Below are 19,796 nucleotides of genomic sequence, written 5' to 3'. Positions count from 1 at the left end.
TAAGCGGAGAGAGTTTCCCTTGTTTTCATATGAAAGTAACAGCAATTACATAGAGGTGAAGGAAATGGAATTAGTAGAAATTAGGCAAGAATTAGAAAAAATGGCTAAGAGATTAGCGGCTTTTAGGGGGTCTCTTTGACCTTCCTACTAAGGAAAAACAAATTGCAGAATTAGAAGAAACGATGATGGGCGCAGGATTTTGGGATGACCAACAAGGCGCACAAGCTGTAATTAATGAAGCGAATGCGCTGAAAGATATGGTTGGAAGGTTCCGTCAGTTAGATGAGACGTTCGAAAACTTAGAAATGACGCATGATTTACTTAAAGAAGAGTATGATGAAGATTTACATGAGGAACTAGAATCTGAAGTGAAAACTTTAATTCAAGAAATGAATGAGTACGAGCTGCAGTTACTATTAAGCGATCCTTATGATAAAAATAACGCTATTTTAGAATTACACCCAGGTGCAGGTGGAACAGAGTCACAAGACTGGGGTTCTATGTTATTACGTATGTACACGCGCTGGGCTGAAAAACGTAAGTTTAAAGTAGAAACGGTTGATTACTTACCGGGCGATGAAGCTGGTATTAAGAGTGTTACATTATTAATTAAAGGTCATAACGCTTACGGTTACTTGAAAGCGGAGAAAGGTGTACATCGTCTTGTACGTATTTCACCGTTCGATTCTTCAGGTCGTCGTCATACATCGTTCGTATCTTGTGAAGTTGTACCTGAATTCAATGATGAAGTTGAAATTGAAGTGCGTACAGAAGATTTGAAAATAGATACGTATCGTGCAAGTGGTGCAGGTGGACAGCACGTTAATACGACAGATTCAGCAGTTCGTATAACTCATCTACCAACAAACACGGTTGTAACATGTCAGTCAGAGCGTTCTCAAATTAAAAACCGTGAGCATGCGATGAAAATGCTAAAAGCGAAATTATATCAAAAGAAATTAGAAGAACAACAAGCACAATTAGATGAGATTCGCGGAGAGCAAAAAGAAATTGGATGGGGAAGCCAAATCCGTTCTTACGTATTCCACCCGTATTCTCTTGTGAAAGACCATCGTACAAATACAGAAGTTGGTAACGTACAAGCAGTTATGGATGGGGAAATTAATCCGTTTATTGATGCGTATTTACGTTCTCGTATTTAATAAGAGAAAAAGCCAACAGAATTGTTGGCACATGCTGAGGTCCAAGAGGATATAAAGAGGCTTATCTTATTTATATTGATGAAATAAAGAGGAAGAGAAGTTGGAAACGACAACTTCTCTTTTTGATGAGATTATATGTAGAATACAATGCCGTATATTGTTTTGTAAAAGGTAGAGAATAGTAAAATAAAGTGGTAATAGAGTAGTACTTTATATAGAATTTCTCAGTTTTGATTGGAGAAAAAGGCTCTTTATAGAACTTTCTAAGGTGTTCACAGAATTGAAACAATTTATGAAAGCTTATTTTATTAGGCTTCTCACTATATTTGTGAAAAATATGAAATGCACCTTAGTTTTTCTATATAAAGATAATGCTTATAATGAATATTGAATGTGTTATGAAAACTATTGCCTAGTTATGAATGAAAAGAATATCAACAATGGGGAGCGATAGAAGTGAAAAAGAAATTGTTGGCTATTACGCTGGGGACGTCAGTTGTTTTTGCTTTAGGAGCATGTGGAAATAAAGAAGAGAGTAAACCATCAAAACAATCTGCAAGCACAGATAGCGCAGAGCAAATTTACCAAAAAAGTTGTATAGGTTGTCACGCTAAAGATTTATCAGGAGCAACTGGACCAGATTTACGAAAAGTAGGACAGAAATATGACGCAGCAGAGATTGAAAAGATTATTGAAAAAGGCCGCGGTTCAATGTCACCAGGAATTATTCAAGGTGAAGATGCGAAAAAAGTAGCTGAATGGTTAGCGGAGCATAAATAAGAAACGTAATTAATAAACGAGCTGATTGTATAACTTGACCGAAAAGTGCTTCGAGTTAAGTAATTACATGAGCTCGTTTACCTTTTATTAGGATGTAACATAACTGTAACAAAATTGTATCCGAATTGGAAACCGATTGATGTTACAATGGGGTTTGTAGAATTTTGATGAAATATATTACATAGAGTAGCGTTGCTAATAAAAAGCATGTATGGAAGCTACCTTCAACAAGAATGGTCGAGCGAAAATAAAGGTTTTTCTTTTATTTTCAAATGTACAGAAAAGTATTTCGAAAAAAATCATTAAGTATTGGGTGATAAATAATGATAAAAATGACGAATGTTTATAAGGAGTACCCAAATGGTATGAAAGCCATTGCTGGTCTCACAGTTAACATTAAACAAGGTGAATTCGTATACGTAGTTGGACCGAGTGGAGCCGGAAAATCTACATTTATTAAAATGATGTATCGTGAAGAGAAGCCATCTACAGGATCAATTAATGTAAATGGACTTGTAATTGAAACATTAGCAGAAAGAGATGTTCCGTATTTCCGTCGTCAATTAGGCGTAATTTTCCAAGATTTTAAATTGCTACCTAAATTAACGGTATATGAGAATGTTGCGTTTGCTTTAGAAGTAATTGAAGAAGAGAAGGAAGCGATTCGTGAGCGCGTTACAGAAGTGTTAGGTCTTGTTGGTCTTGAAGAGCGTGCCGATGCACTTCCAAATGAGCTTTCGGGCGGAGAGCAACAACGTGTGGCGATTGCAAGAGCGATTGTAAATAAGCCAAAGGTTGTAATTGCCGATGAGCCAACAGGTAACTTAGATATTGAAACAGCTCTTGATATTATGAAGATTTTTAAACGTATTAATGAGCGTGGTACAACGATTGTTATGGCGACACATAACGCAGATATCGTAAATACAATTCGTCATCGTGTAATTGCAATTGAAGGCGGAAAAATTGTTCGAGACGAGATTGAGGGAGGATACGGATATGAAGGCTAAAACCCTTAGTCGACATTTGCGAGAAGGTGTGAAAAATCTATCCCGTAACGGATGGATGACATTTGCTTCTGTAAGTGCAGTAACAGTTACATTATTACTTGTAGGTGTCTTTTTGACAGCGATTATGAATATGAACCATTTTGCGACGAAAGTAGAGCAAGATGTAGAAATTCGTGTGCATGTTGATCCAGCAGCAAAAGAAGCTGATCAAAAGAAATTAGAAGAAGATATGAGTAAAATTGCGAAAGTAGATTCTATTAAATATTCTTCTAAAGAAGAAGAGTTGAAACGTTTAATTAAAAGCTTAGGCGATAGTGGAAAAACGTTCGAGTTATTTGAGCAAGATAACCCACTGAAAAACGTATTTGTTGTAAAGGCGAAAGAACCAACAGATACGGCAACTATTGCGAAAAAGATTGAGAAAATGCAGTTTGTAAGTAATGTTCAATACGGTAAAGGTCAAGTTGAAAAATTATTTGATACTGTAAAAACTGGTCGTAACATCGGGATTGCGTTAATTGCGGGTCTTCTATTCACAGCGATGTTCTTAATCTCTAACACAATTAAAATTACAATTTATGCTCGTAGTACTGAGATTGAAATTATGAAACTTGTTGGTGCAACAAACTGGTTTATTCGTTGGCCGTTCTTGTTAGAGGGATTATTCCTAGGAGTATTAGGATCAATTATTCCAATTGGCCTAATTTTAGTTATGTATAATTCGTTGCAAGGTGTGTTTAATGAAAAACTTGGCGGAACAATTTTCGAGCTTCTACCATACAACCCATTCGTATTCCAATTAGCTGGTTTATTAATGTTAATCGGTGCATTAATCGGTATGTGGGGAAGTGTAATGTCAATTCGTCGCTTCTTAAAAGTATAAAAAGTTGCAAACATAATTCGTACAAGCTTATCATATAGTAGAAATAGGTAAAGGCATCACACATCGTGTGATGCCTTTTGCTACACCACCTGTGTGTTCTGGAAAGGGGAATTCCGCATTGAAACGTAGAGTTGCAATTATTGGAATGGTTGTTGCATTTTTAATTGGTGCTGGCGGGATGTTTGGTGGTATGTACTGGTTTGGGATAAACCCAGCGTATGTAACACAAACAGTATCGAATGGTAATGCTGGCACAGCGCAAGGAAATTTGGTAAAGATTAATGAGGCGTATGCACTAATTGATTCACGTTATGTGGAAGACGTGAAAGACGACAAATTAGTCGAAGGTGCGATACAGGGAATGTTGTCTACGCTGAAGGACCCTTATTCCACGTATATGGATAAAGAAACGGCAAAACAGTTTAGTCAGTCACTGGATCCTGAACTTGAAGGGATTGGAGCTGAAGTGAACAAGACGGACGGTAAGCTTATTATCGTATCGCCAATTAAAGGTTCACCAGCAGAAAAGATAGGAATTAAACCGAATGACCAAATTTTATCTGTAGATGGAAATAGTGTGAAAGATTTATCACGTGAAGAAGCAGTATTAAAAATTCGTGGTAAAAAAGGAACGACTGTTGCAATTGAAATTAAGCGCGCAGGAGTGGCTGATCCGATAGAATTTAAAATTAAGCGTGAAAAGATTCCGATTTTCACTGTATTTAGTTCCGTAAAGCAAGATAGCGGAAAAGATATCGGTTATATGCAAATTACTTCTTTCGCTGAAAATACTGCGAAAGAATTTAAGGATCAGTTAAAAGAGCTAGAGAAGAAAAACATAAAAGGCTTAGTTATTGACGTGCGTGGTAATCCTGGCGGTTATTTAAATAGTGTAGAAGATATACTAGGAGACATCATGACAGATAAAAAGCCAATGCTACAAGTAGAACAGCGAAATGGTGAGAAGAAGAAATTCTCTACGGAACTGAAAGAGAGAAAGCCATATCCAATTTCAGTATTAATTGATAACGGAAGTGCTTCTGCTTCAGAGATTTTAGCTGGTGCGCTAAAAGAAGGAGAAGGATACGATTTAATTGGTGAAAAAACGTTTGGTAAAGGTACTGTTCAACAGGCTGTTCCATTTAAAGATGGCAGCAATATTAAATTAACAATGTTTAAATGGTTAACACCAGATGGCAATTGGATTCATAAAAAAGGAATCGCGCCAACTGTAGAAGTGAAGCAACCAGATTATTATCATGCGACACCAATTCAAATTGAAAAGACACTTTCATACAATTCAAATGATGTACAAGTAAAACACGCGCAAGAAATGCTTAAGAGCTTAGGATATGTACCAGGACGTGAAGATGGATACTTTAGCAAAGAGACAGAATCAGCACTAAAAGCATTCCAAAATGCGAATGAGATGGAAGCAACAGGACAACTTGATAAAAAGACAGCTGAAGCGATTCAAACTAAAATCATTGAAAAAATCCGTTCTGGAGAAAATGATTTACAATTACAGACGGCATTGAAATTAATAGCGAAATAAGAAAGAATACAGGCACTTTGATGCCTGTATTTTTTTATGTGTTAAATATGATAAGATAAAAAGAAAGAATGATATAAATGGTGGTGAATGAATTCGTGGAGGCATGGCTTTTTGAAATACTACGAGCAGTTGGACGTTTTTTCTTACACCCTGCTGTCTATGTATTTTTAATTAGTAGTATCTTCGTTGGATACTTACGTATATTACGAGAACGAAAAGATTTTTCTTTTAAAGTATATGATATTTGGTTTGAACTACGAACAACTCTATTTGCAGGTATTGGGTACGGATTAATCGTATCTATTATTACGATTGGGCTTGGGCTTGTTGTTTCAAAAGCGAGTTTGTGGGCAATTTTACTTTGGACGTTATTATTCGGATTAACTGCTATGTATCGATATTTATCTGTAGCTTATACTTTCGGAATCGCGATTGCACTCGTGTTGTTATCGTCTAAGATGCCAGTTTCCTTCTTACAGCTTGGAGAAGGTGAAGAGGGTACGATTGTATCCCTTGCTATTTTACTAGGCGTTATGCTCGTTGTAGAGGGGTTATTAATCTCTAAAAATGCAGTTCGTTATTCTACGCCGAAAATTAACAAAGGTAAGCGTGGGCTACGAATTGGACTACATGAATCCAATCGTTTATGGCTTGTACCAGTATTTATTCTTATACCAGGAGACGCGGTGACAGGATTTATTTCTTGGTGGCCTGTCGTTTCAATAGGTTCGACTACATACTCTTTATTCCTCGTTCCATTTTTAATTGGATTTATGAGAAAGGTTAGAAGTTATGAGCCGACGGAAGCTTTATTATTTACAGGAAGACGCGTCTATGGTTTAGCGGGGCTCGTACTCGTTTTAGGTATCGCAAGTTACTGGTGGCACGTACTCGCAATTATCGCGATGGGAGTCGCAATGCTTGGACGCTTTACAATCTCGATGCAAGAGAAAATTGCAGACGAGAAAAGACCAGCATACTTTGCCGCACGTAATGATGGACTTGTTGTGTTAGATACAATTCCGAATACAATTGGGGCAGAGATGAATTTAAAGCCTGGAGAAGTTATTACGAAAGTAAATGGAATCATTCCAAGAAGTACCGAAGAGTTTTATGACGCGCTTCAGACGAAGACGACAGGAGCGTTTTGTAAATTAGAAGTAGTAGATACAAATGGTGAGCTTCGTCTTGCTCAAACGGCATTATACGCCGGGGGACATCATGAATTAGGTGTTGTATTTGTTCAGCAAGAGCACGAGTGGGATTCGGAAGCTATATAAAGTAAAATGGAAACCTTCATCAAATATAGATGAAGGTTTTTTTAGTTTCATAGACGGATAACTTGAATAATTATTTGATAATGGTTATCATTTAGGGAGTCTTTTAATTTGGAAAAGGGAGGAAAGATATGCTACGTAAATTTTTTTCTTACTATAAACCGTACAAAGGTTTATTCGTACTCGATTTTTCCTGTGCAGTTATCGCAGGTTTACTCGAACTTGGTTTCCCGCTTATCGTAAATCAATTTATTGATAAGTTATTACCAGGACAAAACTGGACGCTTATTTTATGGGCTTGTTTCGGTTTGTTCGTAGTTTATGTGTTAAATGCAGGTTTGCAATATGTCGTTACATATTGGGGACATATGCTTGGGGTTAACATTGAAACAGATATGAGGCAGAAATTATTTGATCACATTCAAAAGCTATCATTCAGATTTTTTGATAATAATAAAACAGGTCATTTAATTTCACGTCTTACAAACGATTTAATGGAAATTGGGGAAATTGCTCACCATGGACCAGAAGATTTATTCATTGCCATTATGACTTTAGTTGGAGCATTTTCATTTATGATGATGATTAACTGGAAGTTAGCACTTCTAACATTCTTCGTAATCCCGTTCTTATTATGGTTGGCACTTTACTTCAATAAAAAAATGACAGGTACGTTTAGACGTTTATTCTCAGACGTTGCTGATTTCAATGCATGTATCGAGAACAATGTAGGTGGTATCCGCGTTGTACAAGCATTCGGAAATGAAAAGTTTGAGAAAGAGCAATTTGCTGTAAATAATGCTCGTTTCCGTACAACAAAATTAATGGCGTATAAAATTATGGCGTTAAATTCATCGATTAGTTATATGCTGATGCGTCTTGTAACACTCTTTGTATTAATATGTGGTACATGGTTTGTTCTGCAAGGTGAATTAACGTACGGTGGATTTATTGGATTCGTTTTATTAACGAATATTTTCTTCCGCCCAATTGAAAAAATTAATGCGGTTATTGAAAGTTATCCGAAAGGAATCGCTGGTTTTAAAAGATATGTAGAACTTCTGGAAACAGAGCCGGATATTGTAGATTCTAAAGATGCAATAGAAGTTAAACATGTACACGGCGATATTCAATACAATAACATCACGTTCGGATATGAAAATAAAGAGCCGATTTTAAACGATATTAGTTTGAAAATACATGCAGGTGAAACAGTTGCTTTCGTTGGACCATCAGGGGCAGGGAAAACAACACTATGTAGTTTATTACCTCGTTTTTATGAACACTCATCTGGATCAATTCAAATTGATGGCATTGACACCAAAGAGATGACGTTATCGTCACTTCGTAAGCAAATCGGAATTGTACAGCAAGATGTTTTCTTATTCTCAGGAACAATTCGTGAAAATATCGCTTACGGAAACTTAAAAGCTTCAGAATCTGAAATTTGGCAGGCGGTAAAACGTGCTCAGCTAGAGGACTTAATTTACTCGCAACCAGACGGTTTAGATACAGTTATTGGTGAGCGTGGTGTGAAACTTTCAGGAGGACAAAAGCAGCGCTTAGCAATTGCCCGTATGTTCTTGAAGAACCCGCCAATTTTAATTTTAGATGAAGCAACTTCTGCGCTAGATACAGAGACAGAACTTGCTATCCAAAAATCACTTGCAGAACTATCTGTTGGCCGTACAACATTAGTTATCGCTCACAGGCTTGCAACTATTAAAAATGCAGATCGTATCGTTGTTGTAAATAAAGATGGTATTGCAGAACAAGGTTCGCATGAGGAACTAATCGAACGAGGCGAGGGTTACAGCCGATTGTATGAGGCGCAGTTTAGTTCGTAAATATAATTTCTGCTGAATTAGTGCACCATAAGTAAGTGGAAATCTTATATGGGAGGCTATAAAGCATGATTGTAACAACAACTTCTACAATTCAAGGGAAAGAAATTATTGAGTATATCGATATCGTTAATGGCGAAGCAATCATGGGTGCGAATATCGTTCGTGACCTTTTCGCTTCTGTCCGTGACGTTGTCGGTGGTCGCGCAGGCGCCTATGAAAGTAAATTAAAAGAAGCGCGCGACATTGCAATGGAAGAGATGAAAACTCTCGCAAGACAAAAAAATGCGAACGCCATTGTTGGTATCGACGTGGACTACGAAGTAGTTCGCGAAGGAATGCTAATGGTTGTGGTGAGTGGGACTGCTGTCCGTATATAAAGTGAAACTTTAATCAGTGGGGGGTTCATCCCCCACTGATTACTAGCCCTCACCAATCGGGCGTTTACGGGCAGCCCGACGCCCACCTAATTTCTTTGCTCAAGCCGAATTTTGAGGTGGGAGTCTTACTGCCCACAAATAGCGGGATAAAGTGAAAAGCCGTGCTGGTGCACGGCTTTTTGTTGTTATTGTGTCTAACATGATAGGTAGGGTGGTATTCTATGTCGAAGCCTCGATATTTCTTGGGAAATGTGAAAGGTCCCGTCGATATATGGGGAAGACATTAGAGCGCTTCTTTACACTGCCGAATTCGAACTAATAATTTTTCGTATTCTTGTTCGAGAAATGTGATGTCATCATGCTGATTTGGGATAGAAATCCGGCTGATGATTTCTGTTAATTTTGTTTGTAATCGTAATAATTCTTGTTCAGTAACATTTACAGAAGCTTGGGTGGTTCTTTTTGTGTATTGCTCGTAATTGCCGTGGAATATTCTTGGTTCGCTCTCATCTACTTGTAGAATATGGTTTGCAACAGAACGAATAAAGGCACGGTCATGGCTAATGAAAAGTATTGTACCAGGATACTCCTGTAACATGCTTTCTAATTCTTCTTGCGTTGCCAAGTCTAAATAGTTTGTCGGTTCGTCGAGCAGAAGCATATTATAGTTTCCTAAAAATACTTTTGCGAGTGCAACCTTCATGCGTTCTCCACCACTTAAGATGTGCACAGGTTTATGAACATCTTCACGGCGGAATAGGAGCCTTGCAAGTATTGTTCGAACGAACGATTCTGTATAGTTTGTTTCTTCTAGAACGTTTTCTAAAATTGTTTTATCTGTTTTTAAAATAGATAATGTTTGTTCAAAGTATCCAATTTTACAACTTTTCGAAAGCTGAATGCCACGCTCGTTCGCGAGAAGCATTTTGAACAAAGTTGTTTTTCCGCTTCCGTTTGCCCCTAAAATAGCAAGCTTTGCCCCAGGGACAATTGTTCCATTCATATTTTTAAATAATGTGCGATCCCCTATTTTCTTCGTTGTTTTATTAAACTGAACAACTGCTTTACTATGAATTGGTGTGTGGTATTGTACGTCAAACTGAGCTTGAGAAAAGTCCTTCGGTTTTTCTTTCTGTTCCAACTTTTCAAGGCGTGTTTCTAGTGCTTTCGCTACTTTGCTAACATTTTCTTGCCCATGAGCCCCGCTGCACTTATAAAGTTTAGATTCAGATGAACTGAACCGTGTTGGGATTTTTGTCATGCTAGAAGCACGTTGCTTTCTTTGTGAAATTGACTGTTCTAACCGATTTTTTTCTTGTATATATTGATCATATTCTGCTTGCTTTTGTATTCGCTCACGTTCTTTTTGCTTTCGATAGTTTGAATAATTACCTTTGTACTCTTGGATAGTACCGTCTTCAACTTCGATGATTTTTGTACATATGGCATCTAAAAGATCACGATCATGCGATATTAAAACAAGTGCACCTTTATAAGATAAAAGTGCCTTTTCTAATTGCTCTGTACCGAACATATCTAAGTGACTTGTTGGCTCATCAGCAAATAGAATGCCTGCATCTTGTTCGAGGGCATGGGCGATCTTTAGGCGCATTCGTTCACCGCCGCTCATTGAATTTGCGACGTTTGAAATATTCCATTTGCCCTTAGCGAGGGAAGAAGCGGTTTCCAGTATCCCCTCGCTAAGCTGTGGGATAATGGCGATAGAACTATGATGAGTTACTGTGCCTTTGTCAGCTTCTATTTCTTTACTTAATATTTGTAATAACGTAGATTTTCCAGCTCCGTTGACTCCGACAATTCCTATACGATCGTTTGCTTGAATTTCTAGTGATGGTAACGTAAATATGGTGCGATCACCAAAGCTCTTTTCGATATTACGTGCGATTAAAATAGTCATAAAAAAACCTCCCTAGTTTCACTAGAGAGGATAAATGTCGCCCTTCAATGTAAAAATCGTACATAAATAAACGATTTTTTACATGATCGTATCGAAAGAAAGTATCGACAAATGGACAGACTAATCCTCTGCTAGTTTTCATCATTTTTGTTCACTATTTGTGATGGATGAAATAAATAAGAGAATTAGAACTTCATTGGTCAAAGTACCTTCCTTTCATAATATTATTTTTATTGTATGCGCATACAAATGGATTTGTCAAACTTATTTCTGTGTGCTATTTTTGAATTTATTATTATACAATTGTGCTTTTGCCAGCGCTGCAGCATCGTTCTTGATTTCATCTAGTCCATTCGCATCCCCAATAATATACCCTTCAAATGATGAACCAACAAAATCAAAGATATATTGAAACTGGGCGATAAGCGGCAATGCTTTCAGTTTTGGACTGTCTCCGCCAACGATGACAACGTACATTTTTTTGCCTTTCATTTTTTCTTTGAAATGAAGAGATTTATTACGCAAGCTTTGTGACCAGCGATCAACGAAGTTCTTCATGTGGCCGCTCATTCCGTACCAGTATAGCGGTGTAGCGAAGATAATCGTGTCGTGCTCTAGCATGCGTTTGGTTAACTGCTCGTAGTCATCATTTACAGGTTGAAATCCTTCTACATCATGGCGCTGATCTATGATTGGGTGGACGATATGATCACGCAAGTAAATTTGTTCTGTTTCAATCCCATCAATCACCATATGTGTTAAAGCTTCCGTATTTCCGTTTTGTCTTGAACTGCCATGTATAACAAACATGTAATCATCCCTTTTCTTTTGCTTGTTTTAGGAGTGAAACGTGTTTTTGTAAATTCGTTTGAATGTTGGAAAGTAATGTGATTTGCTTCGTTACCTCATCAAGTTTGTCTTCGTAGAGTGCAAGGATACTACTACACGGATTTTCGTAAAGATGGGGCTCGATTTCAAGGCAACGTAGCATTCGTTCTGTTTCTTCTAAATTTAAGCCGATTTGCAAGTACATTTGAATCAGCTCTACTTTTTCGATTGCACTTTCATCAAAATCACGGTAGCCATTTGCTAGGCGTTTCGAAGGGAGTAATCCCTTTTCTTCATAATGTCTTAGTGCCCTTTCGCTAACCCCAGTTTCTTTTGATAACTCTCCAATTCGCAATGCGTTTCACTCCTTTTACATGTATTGTAAACCTTCACACTAATGTGAAGGTCAACTCTGTTTTTTTGCAAAAGAATCTACGTGTTTTAAAAAGACTTGAATAGCTTTAGACGGGATAAAATATTTGCCGCGCACGATGGAGAATGGACGGATTAGCTCTTCGTTCGGAACAGGGATGTGGAATATTTCTTGTGCCAACAGTTCTTTTCGAACAGTCCAATCTGAAAGGATAGCGATGCCAAGACCGGCTGCAACGGCTTCCTTCACGCTTTGAATACTGCTAAATGTAAAGAAGCGTTTCATTTTTAAATGATGTTGGTGTATAAATCGATCGCTATAGGCACGTGTGCCAGAGCCGCTCTCCCTTAATACCCAGACTTGGTCTTGCAATGCATTTTCGTTAATCCCCTTGATATGGAGCAATGGGTGGTTTGGCGGGACGACGAGTTTCATTTCATCTTGCATAAAAGTTTCAACATCTACGTCAGCGTATACGACTTGGCCTTCCACTAAGCCGATATCAATTTGATTAGAGCGGAGGCTTTGCAAAACTTCTTCCGTATTGGAGATAAATGTATGAACTTCGACGTGTGCATTTTCATTGGCAAAGCGCGCAAGTATTTTTGGAAGTAAGTATTCGCCAATTGTAAAGCTAGCGCCGATGCGAAGTGTCCCTGTTACGACGTTATGCAGCGCATTAATTTCCTGTTTTGCATCTTCATAAAGTGAGAGCATCTGCTTTGCGTGTATGTATAATATGTTTCCAGCTTCCGTAACTTGGACGTGCTTTGGAGAGCGCTGAATAAGTGTAGTCCCAAATTCATTTTCCAGGTTGCGAATGTGCATACTAACGCCAGGTTGTGAAAGGTTTAATAGTTCCGCAGCACGCGAAAAATGTTTTTGTTCAACGACAGTAACAAAGATCTTTAAAATGTCGACGTTCATTTGTTAGGCCCCTTTATTTTTGCTTTTATTTTATCATAAGTATTTCTGATGATAGGTATTCAATATTGATATTAAACTTATTATTAAAAGTCTCTTATAATGTAACTAGAAAGAACATGCATGTTCCAATACGATTATTGGGGTGGTACAAAGTGGAACAAACACTTGTTATACAAAAGAAGAAGGGCTTTGGATTTTCGCAAGGTATTGGGATTACGTTATTAATCGCAATCGCCGCGAAATATTTAGCAGAGCTTCCATTTTTAAATATTATGGGACAATTAGTAATCGCTATTCTAATCGGGATGGTTTGGCGCGCTGCAATCGGGATTCCTCAAGAAGCGATAGTGGGAACGAACTTTGCGAGTAAGAAGTTGCTTCGCTTTGGGATCATTTTACTTGGAATGCGATTAAATCTTGTAGATATTGCGAAGGCGGGGCCGAAAGTATTGGTCATCGCAGCGGTTGTTATTACATTTACAATTTTCGTTGTATATGGACTAACGAAAGTATTTAAAGTAGAACAGAAACTTGGAATTTTAACAGCATGCGGGACGGCAATTTGCGGAGCTGCAGCGGTCGTGGCAATTGCACCGCAAGTGAAAGCGAAAGATGAAGAAACAGCAGTCGGGGCAGCGATTATTGCAATTTTAGGTACAATATTTACACTTATTTATACGCTATTATACCCAGTGCTTGGCTTCTCACCCTACGGTTACGGGGTGTTCTCAGGTGCGACGCTGCACGAAATTGCTCACGTTATCGCGGCTGCAGCGCCAGGAGGTAGCACGGCTGTAGACATCGCGGTTATTGTGAAGTTAACGCGCGTAGCGATGCTTGTGCCAGTAGCGATTTTAATTGGATTATGGTTTGGTAAGAGTGAGGAAAGCAAGGAAAAAAGATCGTGGCGCGACCTTCCGATTCCTTGGTTCATCTTCGGATTTTTAGCAATGAGTGCGGTGCATTCGCTTGGGATTATCCCAGAAGTTGTTGCCGGATATATTGTAGTAATTGCGTACATGCTTATTGCAATGGCGATGGCAGGACTCGGTTTAAATGTAGAGTTTAAAACGTTCCGCAAATTAGGAAGTAGGGCATTCGTGGCAGGATTGATTGGCTCGGTTTGCTTATCTGTTCTTGGGTACGTTCTTGTATATGCATTAGGATTTATGTAGCAAAAAAAGAGGCATCTTATAGATGTCTCTTTTTTTACCTTTTTTTGTAAAGATATCTTTACTTGGATTTGGAAAATATTTATAATTAAAGTAAAGATATCTTTACTTTCGAAGGTGGAGCCTATGGGTGTGAAAAATAAAATTAAAGAATTGCGAAAACAACATCATATAACGCAAATTGAAATGGCAAAGGCGATGCAAGTGACGCGGCAGACAATCGTGGCGATTGAGAACCACCACTATAACCCAAGTCTAGAGTTATCCCTAAAAATCGCCAAATATTTTGGAATGAAGGTAGAGGAAATATTTACGCTGGAGTAAGGGGAGAGAAAATGAACGATACTAAAAAGTTGTATATCGCTACGGTCTTAGGATTATGTGGAGGGGACGTTTTAGTTCGTATTATGGACCCATCCATACCGATGTTATCGCTTATAGTTAGTAACATTTTAGCAATTGTATTTCTGATATTGTATACGAATTACAAAAAGCGGAAGTACAAAAAAGAAGAACTTCCAGATATAGATGAGCGGGTAAATGAAAATATAAAAAAGTATGTAAATGTCTCATTTATATTCGCATTTCTTTTGCTTATTGTTTATATTGTTACAAGCAAAGCGATAGGGCGAATTACTATACCGATTCCAGAAATATTCATTGTATGTAGTTTCTTATTTGCTGGTAGTCTCATCATAGGAGTAATGGCGGGAAAACGAGCATAACGATAGGAGGAATGAAAATGCAAGATGAGTTTGAGAGATTTCAGTCGGATAAAGCGTTTAAATATTTAGGGTTGTTTTTAACAATGAGTTTAGCGGTATGGAGTTTGTATAATTTAATTGTTTATGGAAATGCGGGCATGCCGTTTGTTTTATTTGTATTAGGACAGTTTGTTTATTTCTTTGTGAACTATTGGCCGAAATGGAAATATAGAAATCAAAAAGAGGCTGATCATGTATGAGTAAGCAAGATATTATACGGTTCATAGGAAGTTTGTTTTTAGCAGGTCTTGTTTTAAATGTGAGTTTAATGATTTTAAGTATTTCGTGGGGAACGATCTTCATATCGAATGTAGCACTAGTCATTTTATATGGCATTTCGGAATATAGAGAACAGAAGCGTTTGAAAGAAGAGAGAGTACCGTCAATTGATGAGCGAGTTGTGAACAATATGAAGTCATATTTTACGATTTGTATTACAAGCTGCGTTTTTTTGTTCATTATGTATCTTTGTGTAAATAAGTATTTAGATAGGCAAGTAGTACATGTAAATGAGTTATTATATATTGCTATTTTTGGTTTATTAATAAGTATCGCATCGACGAGTGTGTTAGCAACAAGGAATAGATAGAAAAAGGGGAACTGGGATGGGATTACCGGTATTATGTGTCGCTACGGCTATTTTTGCTTTGTTTTGGGGAATACAAAACTTCTCTCGTAATCCAGTGCCAAGTGTATGTATTATGATTGGTGCTGTAGGTTTATCATACTATTTATTAATTTTAGCGCATTATCATAAAACAGCAACAAGTGTTGTTGTAGGAGCAATTATTTTATTTTGTGGTCGTACTATACAAAAGGGGTTATTTCCATAAAAGCTGTTTATACAAAAGGTATAAACAGCTTTTTGTATTTTTTTTACAAACCACTTGAAAGTTACGTTACGTCATCTTTTATAATGAAGGAGAAGAGGTGATGGAGTTGATTTCAATTCAAGAACTAACGAGGGAAACAGGGGTTACAGTAAGGACGTTACGTTATTATGATCAAATTGATTTATTAAAGCCGAGTGGGAAAACTGATGGAGGACATCGGTTATATAGCGAGAGAGATGTTGTTCGTTTACAGCAAATTTTATTTTTAAAAGAAATGGGTTTTTCATTAAAAGAGGCTGCGAATATGTTAGTAAAAGGTGAGCTTAACTTAAAGGATTCTCTTGAAAAACAACTTCGGTTTGTACAGGAAGAACAAAAGAAATTCAATCGAATGGAGCGTGTTTTACAAGCTGTTGTTTATTCGGTAGATGTGGAAGGAGAACTTGATTGGAAAGTTATGTTTGAACTTATTCAGCTTTCGAAACAGTCGTCTCGTATACGTGAAATATTTCAAAATGAAGTATTTTCAAAGGGAGAACAAAAGTTGCTTCATAATTTGCCGAACATGAGTGAAGAAGATCCGAATGTTTTAGAATGGGTAAATTTATTAAAGCAAATACGTAACTTTATGAAAGACGGTAAGGAAGCATCATGTGATGAAGTGCAAGGCGCAACAAAGAAATTAATGCAGAAGTGTTTAGAGATGGCAAATGGTGATGAAGCATTTTTAGATAAACTGTGGGAAGTAAGAAAGTCAAAAGAAGATTCACAGAAAATGAGTATGTATCCAATTGAGGAAGAGCTTCTAGTATATATGGATGAGGCTTTTCGTATATATGATGAAAGGGAGAGGGATAAATGAGTATACTCGCAGAATATCGATGGTACTTTTTAATTGGTGCAGAGATTGTATTTTGGCTATCAGCTATTGGATTCTTTTTACTAAGGTATGGATTTCGCTTGAAAAAGGCGAGTTTTATTATGGGGATTGTACTCCTCGTAAATGAAGTGTTTATTTTAACTTTAGGGGTAGTGGACTATTATCAAACAGGAAAGTTCTCTAATTTTCAAATCATTACGGTAATCATTTTATTATATGCAGTTTTTTATGGGAAAAAGGATTTGAAGAAATTAGATATATATGTACAAAAATTAGTTGCGAAGTGGCGGAATGAACCGGCGCCTATTATCGAAGAACCACTTGAAGTAACAGGGATGGCGCATGCGAAGCAGGAAATGAAAAATTGGGTTTTACATCTTATTTTGTTTGTTGCGGTTCATATATTCTTTTTCTTCATGTATGGGCTTATTCCAGTAGAACAGTGGGGAAATTGGTTAGAGTCAGGAATCGTTTTAAATAAAGCAGCAAGCCGTGTAAGCCAAGTATGGGCTATTATTCTTTTAGTGGATACTGCGATTTCATTTTCATATGTTATTTTTCCGAAGAAGGAGAAAGGAAACAAGAAGCTACTTTCATAGAGGAAAGTAGCTTTTTTCTAGTATACCAATAGTTTGTATAGGAGAGGATAACAATAGGGAAAAGAACAGTTTTTATATGCTTATTTCTCTTTAGTTTAGTAGCATGTTCACAACCTAACAGTGCAATTGATAAGAAGAATGATGTCGTTGCAAAGGGGGCAGAAATTCCTAATCTAGATAAATTCGAGAAGTTCGTTTGGAATGTGGAACAAGGGGAAGTTGATAAAATAAGAATTGTACAGTATACACATGAAGGTGACCCGATTTTTCAAACGTTAGAGCATAGTGAGAAAGATATACTTTATGTGTTAAATAATAGACAAGGTCAATTTGCTGGTGACCATAAAGGGTTACATAAAGATAGTTGTAAAAGGATTGTTAAAGAGCAACGTGAATCAGAAACGGCATATAGGTTAATAGATTGTACGAATGAAAATGGGCGCAATGGATATGACTTATTATATGTACTTAAAAAATGGAGTTAGTAAAGGAAGGAAGTATTTATTCCTTCCTTTTTCTATATATAAATTGTCGAAAATTTTACCGAATATCTGTTCGTTTTTTTTAGGTTTTTTATGGGCATTCGTGGTAAAATAATAATACAGATTTTTATGAGGAGGTCGGTTTTTAGTTGGAACATCCATTTGAAATTATCTCAGAGTATTCCCCGCAAGGTGATCAGCCGGGAGCGATAGAGAAGCTTGTAGAGGGAATTAATAGTGGAAAGAAAAAGCAAGTATTGCTTGGAGCGACAGGAACGGGTAAGACATTTACGATTTCAAATGTCATTAAAGAAGTGCAGAAGCCAACACTTGTAATGGCTCATAATAAAACGTTAGCAGGACAGTTATATAGTGAGCTGAAAGATTTCTTTCCTAACAATTCTGTGGAGTATTTTGTTAGTTATTACGATTATTATCAGCCGGAAGCGTACGTACCACATACGGATACGTTTATTGAAAAAGATGCGCAAATTAACGATGAAATTGATAAATTACGCCACTCGGCAACGTCTTCTTTATTTGAACGAGATGATGTTATTATCGTTGCGAGTGTTTCGTGCATATACGGTTTAGGTTCTCCGGAAGAATACCGCGAGTTAGTTGTTTCGCTTCGAGTTGGTATGGAAAAGGACCGCAATCAATTGCTTCGTGAACTTGTTGATGTACAGTATGGACGTAATGATATTGATTTTAAGCGTGGTACATTCCGTGTGCGCGGAGATGTAGTTGAAATCTTCCCCGCATCACTTGATGAGCATTGTATTCGAATTGAATTTTTTGGGGATGAAATAGATCGTATTCGAGAAGTAAATGCATTAACGGGTGAAGTATTAGCAGAACGTGATCATGTAGCAATCTTCCCGGCATCTCACTTCGTTACACGTGAAGAAAAGCTGAAGGTCGCTATTGAAAATATCGAAAAAGAATTAGAAGAGCGTTTAAAAGAATTAAATGATAACGGTAAGTTGTTAGAGGCGCAGCGCATAGAACAGCGAACGCGTTATGATTTAGAAATGATGCGCGAGATGGGCTTTTGTTCAGGGATTGAAAACTATTCCCGTCATTTAACACTTCGTCCAGCAGGCTCAACGCCGTATACGCTTTTAGATTATTTTCCAGAGGATTTCTTAATCGTTATGGATGAGTCGCACGTATCGGTTCCGCAAGTAAGAGCGATGTATAACGGGGACCAAGCACGTAAGCAAGTGCTTGTTGATCATGGATTCCGTCTGCCATCAGCTTTAGATAATAGACCGCTCACGTTTGATGAGTTTGAAGAGAAAACGAATCAAGTTATTTACGTTTCGGCAACGCCAGGACCGTACGAGTTAGAGCAGTCACCGAAAGCAATAGAACAAATTATTCGTCCAACAGGGCTTTTAGATCCACCAATTGATATACGACCAATTGAAGGACAAATAGATGATTTATTAGGAGAAATCCATGACCGGATTGCGAAAAATGAACGTGTATTAATTACGACTTTAACGAAGAAAATGTCAGAGGATTTAACGGACTATTTAAAAGATGTAGGAATTAAAGTGAATTATCTTCACTCTGAAATTAAAACATTAGAGCGTATTGAAATTATCCGTGATCTTCGCCTTGGTAAGTTTGATGTACTTGTCGGTATTAACTTATTACGAGAAGGATTAGATATTCCAGAAGTATCACTTGTAGCTATTTTAGATGCTGATAAGGAAGGTTTCTTACGTTCAGAGCGTTCATTAATTCAAACAATTGGTCGTGCGGCGCGTAATGCAAACGGCCGCGTTATTATGTACGCAGATCGCATAACGAGATCGATGGGAATTGCAATTGAAGAAACACAGCGTCGTCGTAGTATACAAGAAGCTTACAATGAAAAGCATGGTATTACGCCGAAAACGATTCAAAAAGGAGTACGTGACGTTATTCGTGCGACAACAGCAGCTGAGGATACGGAAATATATGAAGCAACACCAGCTAAGAAGATGACGAAAAAAGAACGTGAAAATACAATTGCGAAGATGGAAGCAGAGATGAAAGAAGCAGCAAAGGCATTAGATTTCGAGCGTGCAGCTGAATTAAGAGATTTACTATTAGAATTAAAAGCGGAAGGGTGAAA

Annotated in this window: 22 protein-coding genes; 18 read left to right on the top strand and 4 right to left on the bottom strand. The window is 37.5% G+C overall.

Translation table 11 applies throughout. The features are described 5' to 3' along the window. Positions 1 to 64 precede the first annotated feature (64 nt). From prfB to MKY90_RS26320, 8 genes are all read left to right on the top strand, one after another. Positions 65 to 1,163 (top strand): peptide chain release factor 2 gene (gene prfB / locus MKY90_RS26355; RefSeq protein WP_098167533.1). Its coding sequence is split into 2 segments (ribosomal slippage): positions 65 to 136 and positions 138 to 1,163, totalling 1,098 coding nucleotides; the frame shifts between segments, so codons are not numbered across the junction. A gap of 456 nt (positions 1,164 to 1,619) precedes the next feature. Then, on the top strand, positions 1,620 to 1,943 hold the full coding sequence (cccB, locus tag MKY90_RS26350) for a cytochrome c551 (RefSeq protein ID WP_002016129.1): 324 nt from the start codon (positions 1,620 to 1,622) through the stop codon (positions 1,941 to 1,943). A gap of 323 nt (positions 1,944 to 2,266) precedes the next feature. After that, the gene (gene ftsE, locus MKY90_RS26345) at positions 2,267 to 2,953 is read left to right on the top strand and encodes a cell division ATP-binding protein FtsE (protein WP_003192357.1); all 687 of its coding nucleotides are present in this window, start codon (positions 2,267 to 2,269) and stop codon (positions 2,951 to 2,953) included. Then, complete coding sequence (ftsX, locus tag MKY90_RS26340) at positions 2,943 to 3,836, top strand: permease-like cell division protein FtsX (protein ID WP_002089596.1); 894 nt, start codon at positions 2,943 to 2,945, stop codon at positions 3,834 to 3,836. The genes ftsE and ftsX overlap by 11 nt, the downstream gene beginning before the upstream one ends. Positions 3,837 to 3,954: 118 nt before the next feature. Next, positions 3,955 to 5,391 carry a S41 family peptidase gene (locus MKY90_RS26335; RefSeq protein ID WP_098167532.1) on the top strand — a complete coding sequence of 479 codons (1,437 nt, stop codon included), beginning with the start codon at positions 3,955 to 3,957 and terminating at the stop codon, positions 5,389 to 5,391. A gap of 95 nt (positions 5,392 to 5,486) precedes the next feature. Continuing rightward, a complete protein-coding gene (locus MKY90_RS26330) occupies positions 5,487 to 6,671 on the top strand; it encodes a PDZ domain-containing protein (protein WP_172798714.1) in 1,185 nt (394 codons plus the stop codon). A 128-nt stretch (positions 6,672 to 6,799) separates the two neighbouring features. Then, on the top strand, positions 6,800 to 8,515 hold the full coding sequence (locus tag MKY90_RS26325) for an ABC transporter ATP-binding protein (RefSeq protein ID WP_002089591.1): 1,716 nt from the start codon (positions 6,800 to 6,802) through the stop codon (positions 8,513 to 8,515). A gap of 65 nt (positions 8,516 to 8,580) precedes the next feature. Then, positions 8,581 to 8,892 carry a heavy metal-binding domain-containing protein gene (locus tag MKY90_RS26320; protein ID WP_341092950.1) on the top strand — a complete coding sequence of 104 codons (312 nt, stop codon included), beginning with the start codon at positions 8,581 to 8,583 and terminating at the stop codon, positions 8,890 to 8,892. 283 nt (positions 8,893 to 9,175) lie between these two features. Here the strand turns inward: MKY90_RS26320 and abc-f are convergent, their stop codons facing one another. The 4 genes from abc-f to MKY90_RS26300 all read right to left on the bottom strand — a co-directional run bounded on the left by abc-f (position 9,176) and on the right by MKY90_RS26300 (position 12,938). Then, a complete protein-coding gene (gene abc-f, locus MKY90_RS26315) occupies positions 9,176 to 10,810 on the bottom strand; it encodes a ribosomal protection-like ABC-F family protein (RefSeq protein ID WP_098167530.1) in 1,635 nt (544 codons plus the stop codon). A gap of 264 nt (positions 10,811 to 11,074) precedes the next feature. Continuing rightward, positions 11,075 to 11,620, bottom strand: coding sequence for a flavodoxin family protein (locus MKY90_RS26310; protein ID WP_098167529.1), 546 nt, complete (start codon positions 11,618 to 11,620; stop codon positions 11,075 to 11,077). Between the two features lie 4 nt (positions 11,621 to 11,624). Then, the gene (locus MKY90_RS26305) at positions 11,625 to 11,993 is read right to left on the bottom strand and encodes a MerR family transcriptional regulator (RefSeq protein WP_002016114.1); all 369 of its coding nucleotides are present in this window, start codon (positions 11,991 to 11,993) and stop codon (positions 11,625 to 11,627) included. Between the two features lie 51 nt (positions 11,994 to 12,044). Then, positions 12,045 to 12,938, bottom strand: a complete 894-nt coding sequence (locus MKY90_RS26300; RefSeq protein WP_107887216.1) for a LysR family transcriptional regulator — start codon at positions 12,936 to 12,938, stop codon at positions 12,045 to 12,047. Between the two features lie 152 nt (positions 12,939 to 13,090). Here MKY90_RS26300 and MKY90_RS26295 point away from each other — a divergent pair, with 152 nt between their 5' ends. The 10 genes from MKY90_RS26295 (at position 13,091) to uvrB (ending at position 19,794) form a co-directional block, all read left to right on the top strand. Further along, a complete protein-coding gene (locus MKY90_RS26295; RefSeq protein ID WP_078177900.1) occupies positions 13,091 to 14,113 on the top strand; it encodes a YeiH family protein in 1,023 nt (340 codons plus the stop codon). Positions 14,114 to 14,236: 123 nt separating this feature from the next. Continuing rightward, entirely contained in the window at positions 14,237 to 14,434 is a 198-nt protein-coding gene (locus MKY90_RS26290) for a helix-turn-helix transcriptional regulator (protein WP_002016109.1), read from the top strand. Positions 14,435 to 14,445: 11 nt separating this feature from the next. Continuing rightward, entirely contained in the window at positions 14,446 to 14,835 is a 390-nt protein-coding gene (locus MKY90_RS26285; RefSeq protein ID WP_341092945.1) for a hypothetical protein, read from the top strand. Between the two features lie 17 nt (positions 14,836 to 14,852). Beyond that, complete coding sequence (locus MKY90_RS26280; protein ID WP_002089582.1) at positions 14,853 to 15,074, top strand: hypothetical protein; 222 nt, start codon at positions 14,853 to 14,855, stop codon at positions 15,072 to 15,074. Continuing rightward, positions 15,071 to 15,463, top strand: coding sequence for an ATPase (locus MKY90_RS26275; RefSeq protein WP_341092943.1), 393 nt, complete (start codon positions 15,071 to 15,073; stop codon positions 15,461 to 15,463). Before MKY90_RS26280 ends, MKY90_RS26275 begins: the two co-directional genes overlap by 4 nt. A gap of 16 nt (positions 15,464 to 15,479) precedes the next feature. After that, on the top strand, positions 15,480 to 15,707 hold the full coding sequence (locus tag MKY90_RS26270; protein WP_063219387.1) for a hypothetical protein: 228 nt from the start codon (positions 15,480 to 15,482) through the stop codon (positions 15,705 to 15,707). A gap of 100 nt (positions 15,708 to 15,807) precedes the next feature. Then, positions 15,808 to 16,569 carry a MerR family transcriptional regulator gene (locus MKY90_RS26265; protein ID WP_341092941.1) on the top strand — a complete coding sequence of 254 codons (762 nt, stop codon included), beginning with the start codon at positions 15,808 to 15,810 and terminating at the stop codon, positions 16,567 to 16,569. Further along, a complete protein-coding gene (locus tag MKY90_RS26260) occupies positions 16,566 to 17,186 on the top strand; it encodes a hypothetical protein (protein WP_341092939.1) in 621 nt (206 codons plus the stop codon). Before MKY90_RS26265 ends, MKY90_RS26260 begins: the two co-directional genes overlap by 4 nt. 47 nt (positions 17,187 to 17,233) lie before the next feature. Next, entirely contained in the window at positions 17,234 to 17,671 is a 438-nt protein-coding gene (locus MKY90_RS26255; RefSeq protein WP_341093304.1) for a DUF4362 domain-containing protein, read from the top strand. A gap of 146 nt (positions 17,672 to 17,817) precedes the next feature. After that, positions 17,818 to 19,794, top strand: a complete 1,977-nt coding sequence (uvrB, locus tag MKY90_RS26250; RefSeq protein ID WP_002016097.1) for an excinuclease ABC subunit B — start codon at positions 17,818 to 17,820, stop codon at positions 19,792 to 19,794. Positions 19,795 to 19,796 lie beyond the last annotated feature (2 nt).

It is taken from the genome of Bacillus sp. FSL P2-0099 (assembly GCF_038007445.1).
Lineage (GTDB): Bacteria > Bacillota > Bacilli > Bacillales > Bacillaceae_G > Bacillus_A > Bacillus_A mycoides.
Note: the sequence above shows the minus strand (reverse complement) of the source record. Positions and strands in the feature narration are given on the sequence as shown.

Excerpts from the sequence above, each read along its gene's own strand:
- ftsE (WP_003192357.1), top strand. The coding sequence starts at position 2,267 with ATGATAAAAATGACGAATGTTTATAAGGAGTACCCAAATGGTATGAAA.
- ftsX (WP_002089596.1), top strand. The coding sequence starts at position 2,943 with ATGAAGGCTAAAACCCTTAGTCGACATTTGCGAGAAGGTGTGAAAAAT.
- MKY90_RS26325 (WP_002089591.1), top strand. The coding sequence starts at position 6,800 with ATGCTACGTAAATTTTTTTCTTACTATAAACCGTACAAAGGTTTATTC.
- MKY90_RS26320 (WP_341092950.1), top strand. The coding sequence starts at position 8,581 with ATGATTGTAACAACAACTTCTACAATTCAAGGGAAAGAAATTATTGAG.
- abc-f (WP_098167530.1), bottom strand. The coding sequence starts at position 10,810 with ATGACTATTTTAATCGCACGTAATATCGAAAAGAGCTTTGGTGATCGC.
- MKY90_RS26310 (WP_098167529.1), bottom strand. The coding sequence starts at position 11,620 with ATGTTTGTTATACATGGCAGTTCAAGACAAAACGGAAATACGGAAGCT.
- MKY90_RS26300 (WP_107887216.1), bottom strand. The coding sequence starts at position 12,938 with ATGAACGTCGACATTTTAAAGATCTTTGTTACTGTCGTTGAACAAAAA.
- MKY90_RS26290 (WP_002016109.1), top strand. The coding sequence starts at position 14,237 with ATGGGTGTGAAAAATAAAATTAAAGAATTGCGAAAACAACATCATATA.
- MKY90_RS26285 (WP_341092945.1), top strand. The coding sequence starts at position 14,446 with ATGAACGATACTAAAAAGTTGTATATCGCTACGGTCTTAGGATTATGT.
- MKY90_RS26280 (WP_002089582.1), top strand. The coding sequence starts at position 14,853 with ATGCAAGATGAGTTTGAGAGATTTCAGTCGGATAAAGCGTTTAAATAT.
- MKY90_RS26275 (WP_341092943.1), top strand. The coding sequence starts at position 15,071 with ATGAGTAAGCAAGATATTATACGGTTCATAGGAAGTTTGTTTTTAGCA.
- MKY90_RS26270 (WP_063219387.1), top strand. The coding sequence starts at position 15,480 with ATGGGATTACCGGTATTATGTGTCGCTACGGCTATTTTTGCTTTGTTT.
- MKY90_RS26265 (WP_341092941.1), top strand. The coding sequence starts at position 15,808 with ATGGAGTTGATTTCAATTCAAGAACTAACGAGGGAAACAGGGGTTACA.
- MKY90_RS26260 (WP_341092939.1), top strand. The coding sequence starts at position 16,566 with ATGAGTATACTCGCAGAATATCGATGGTACTTTTTAATTGGTGCAGAG.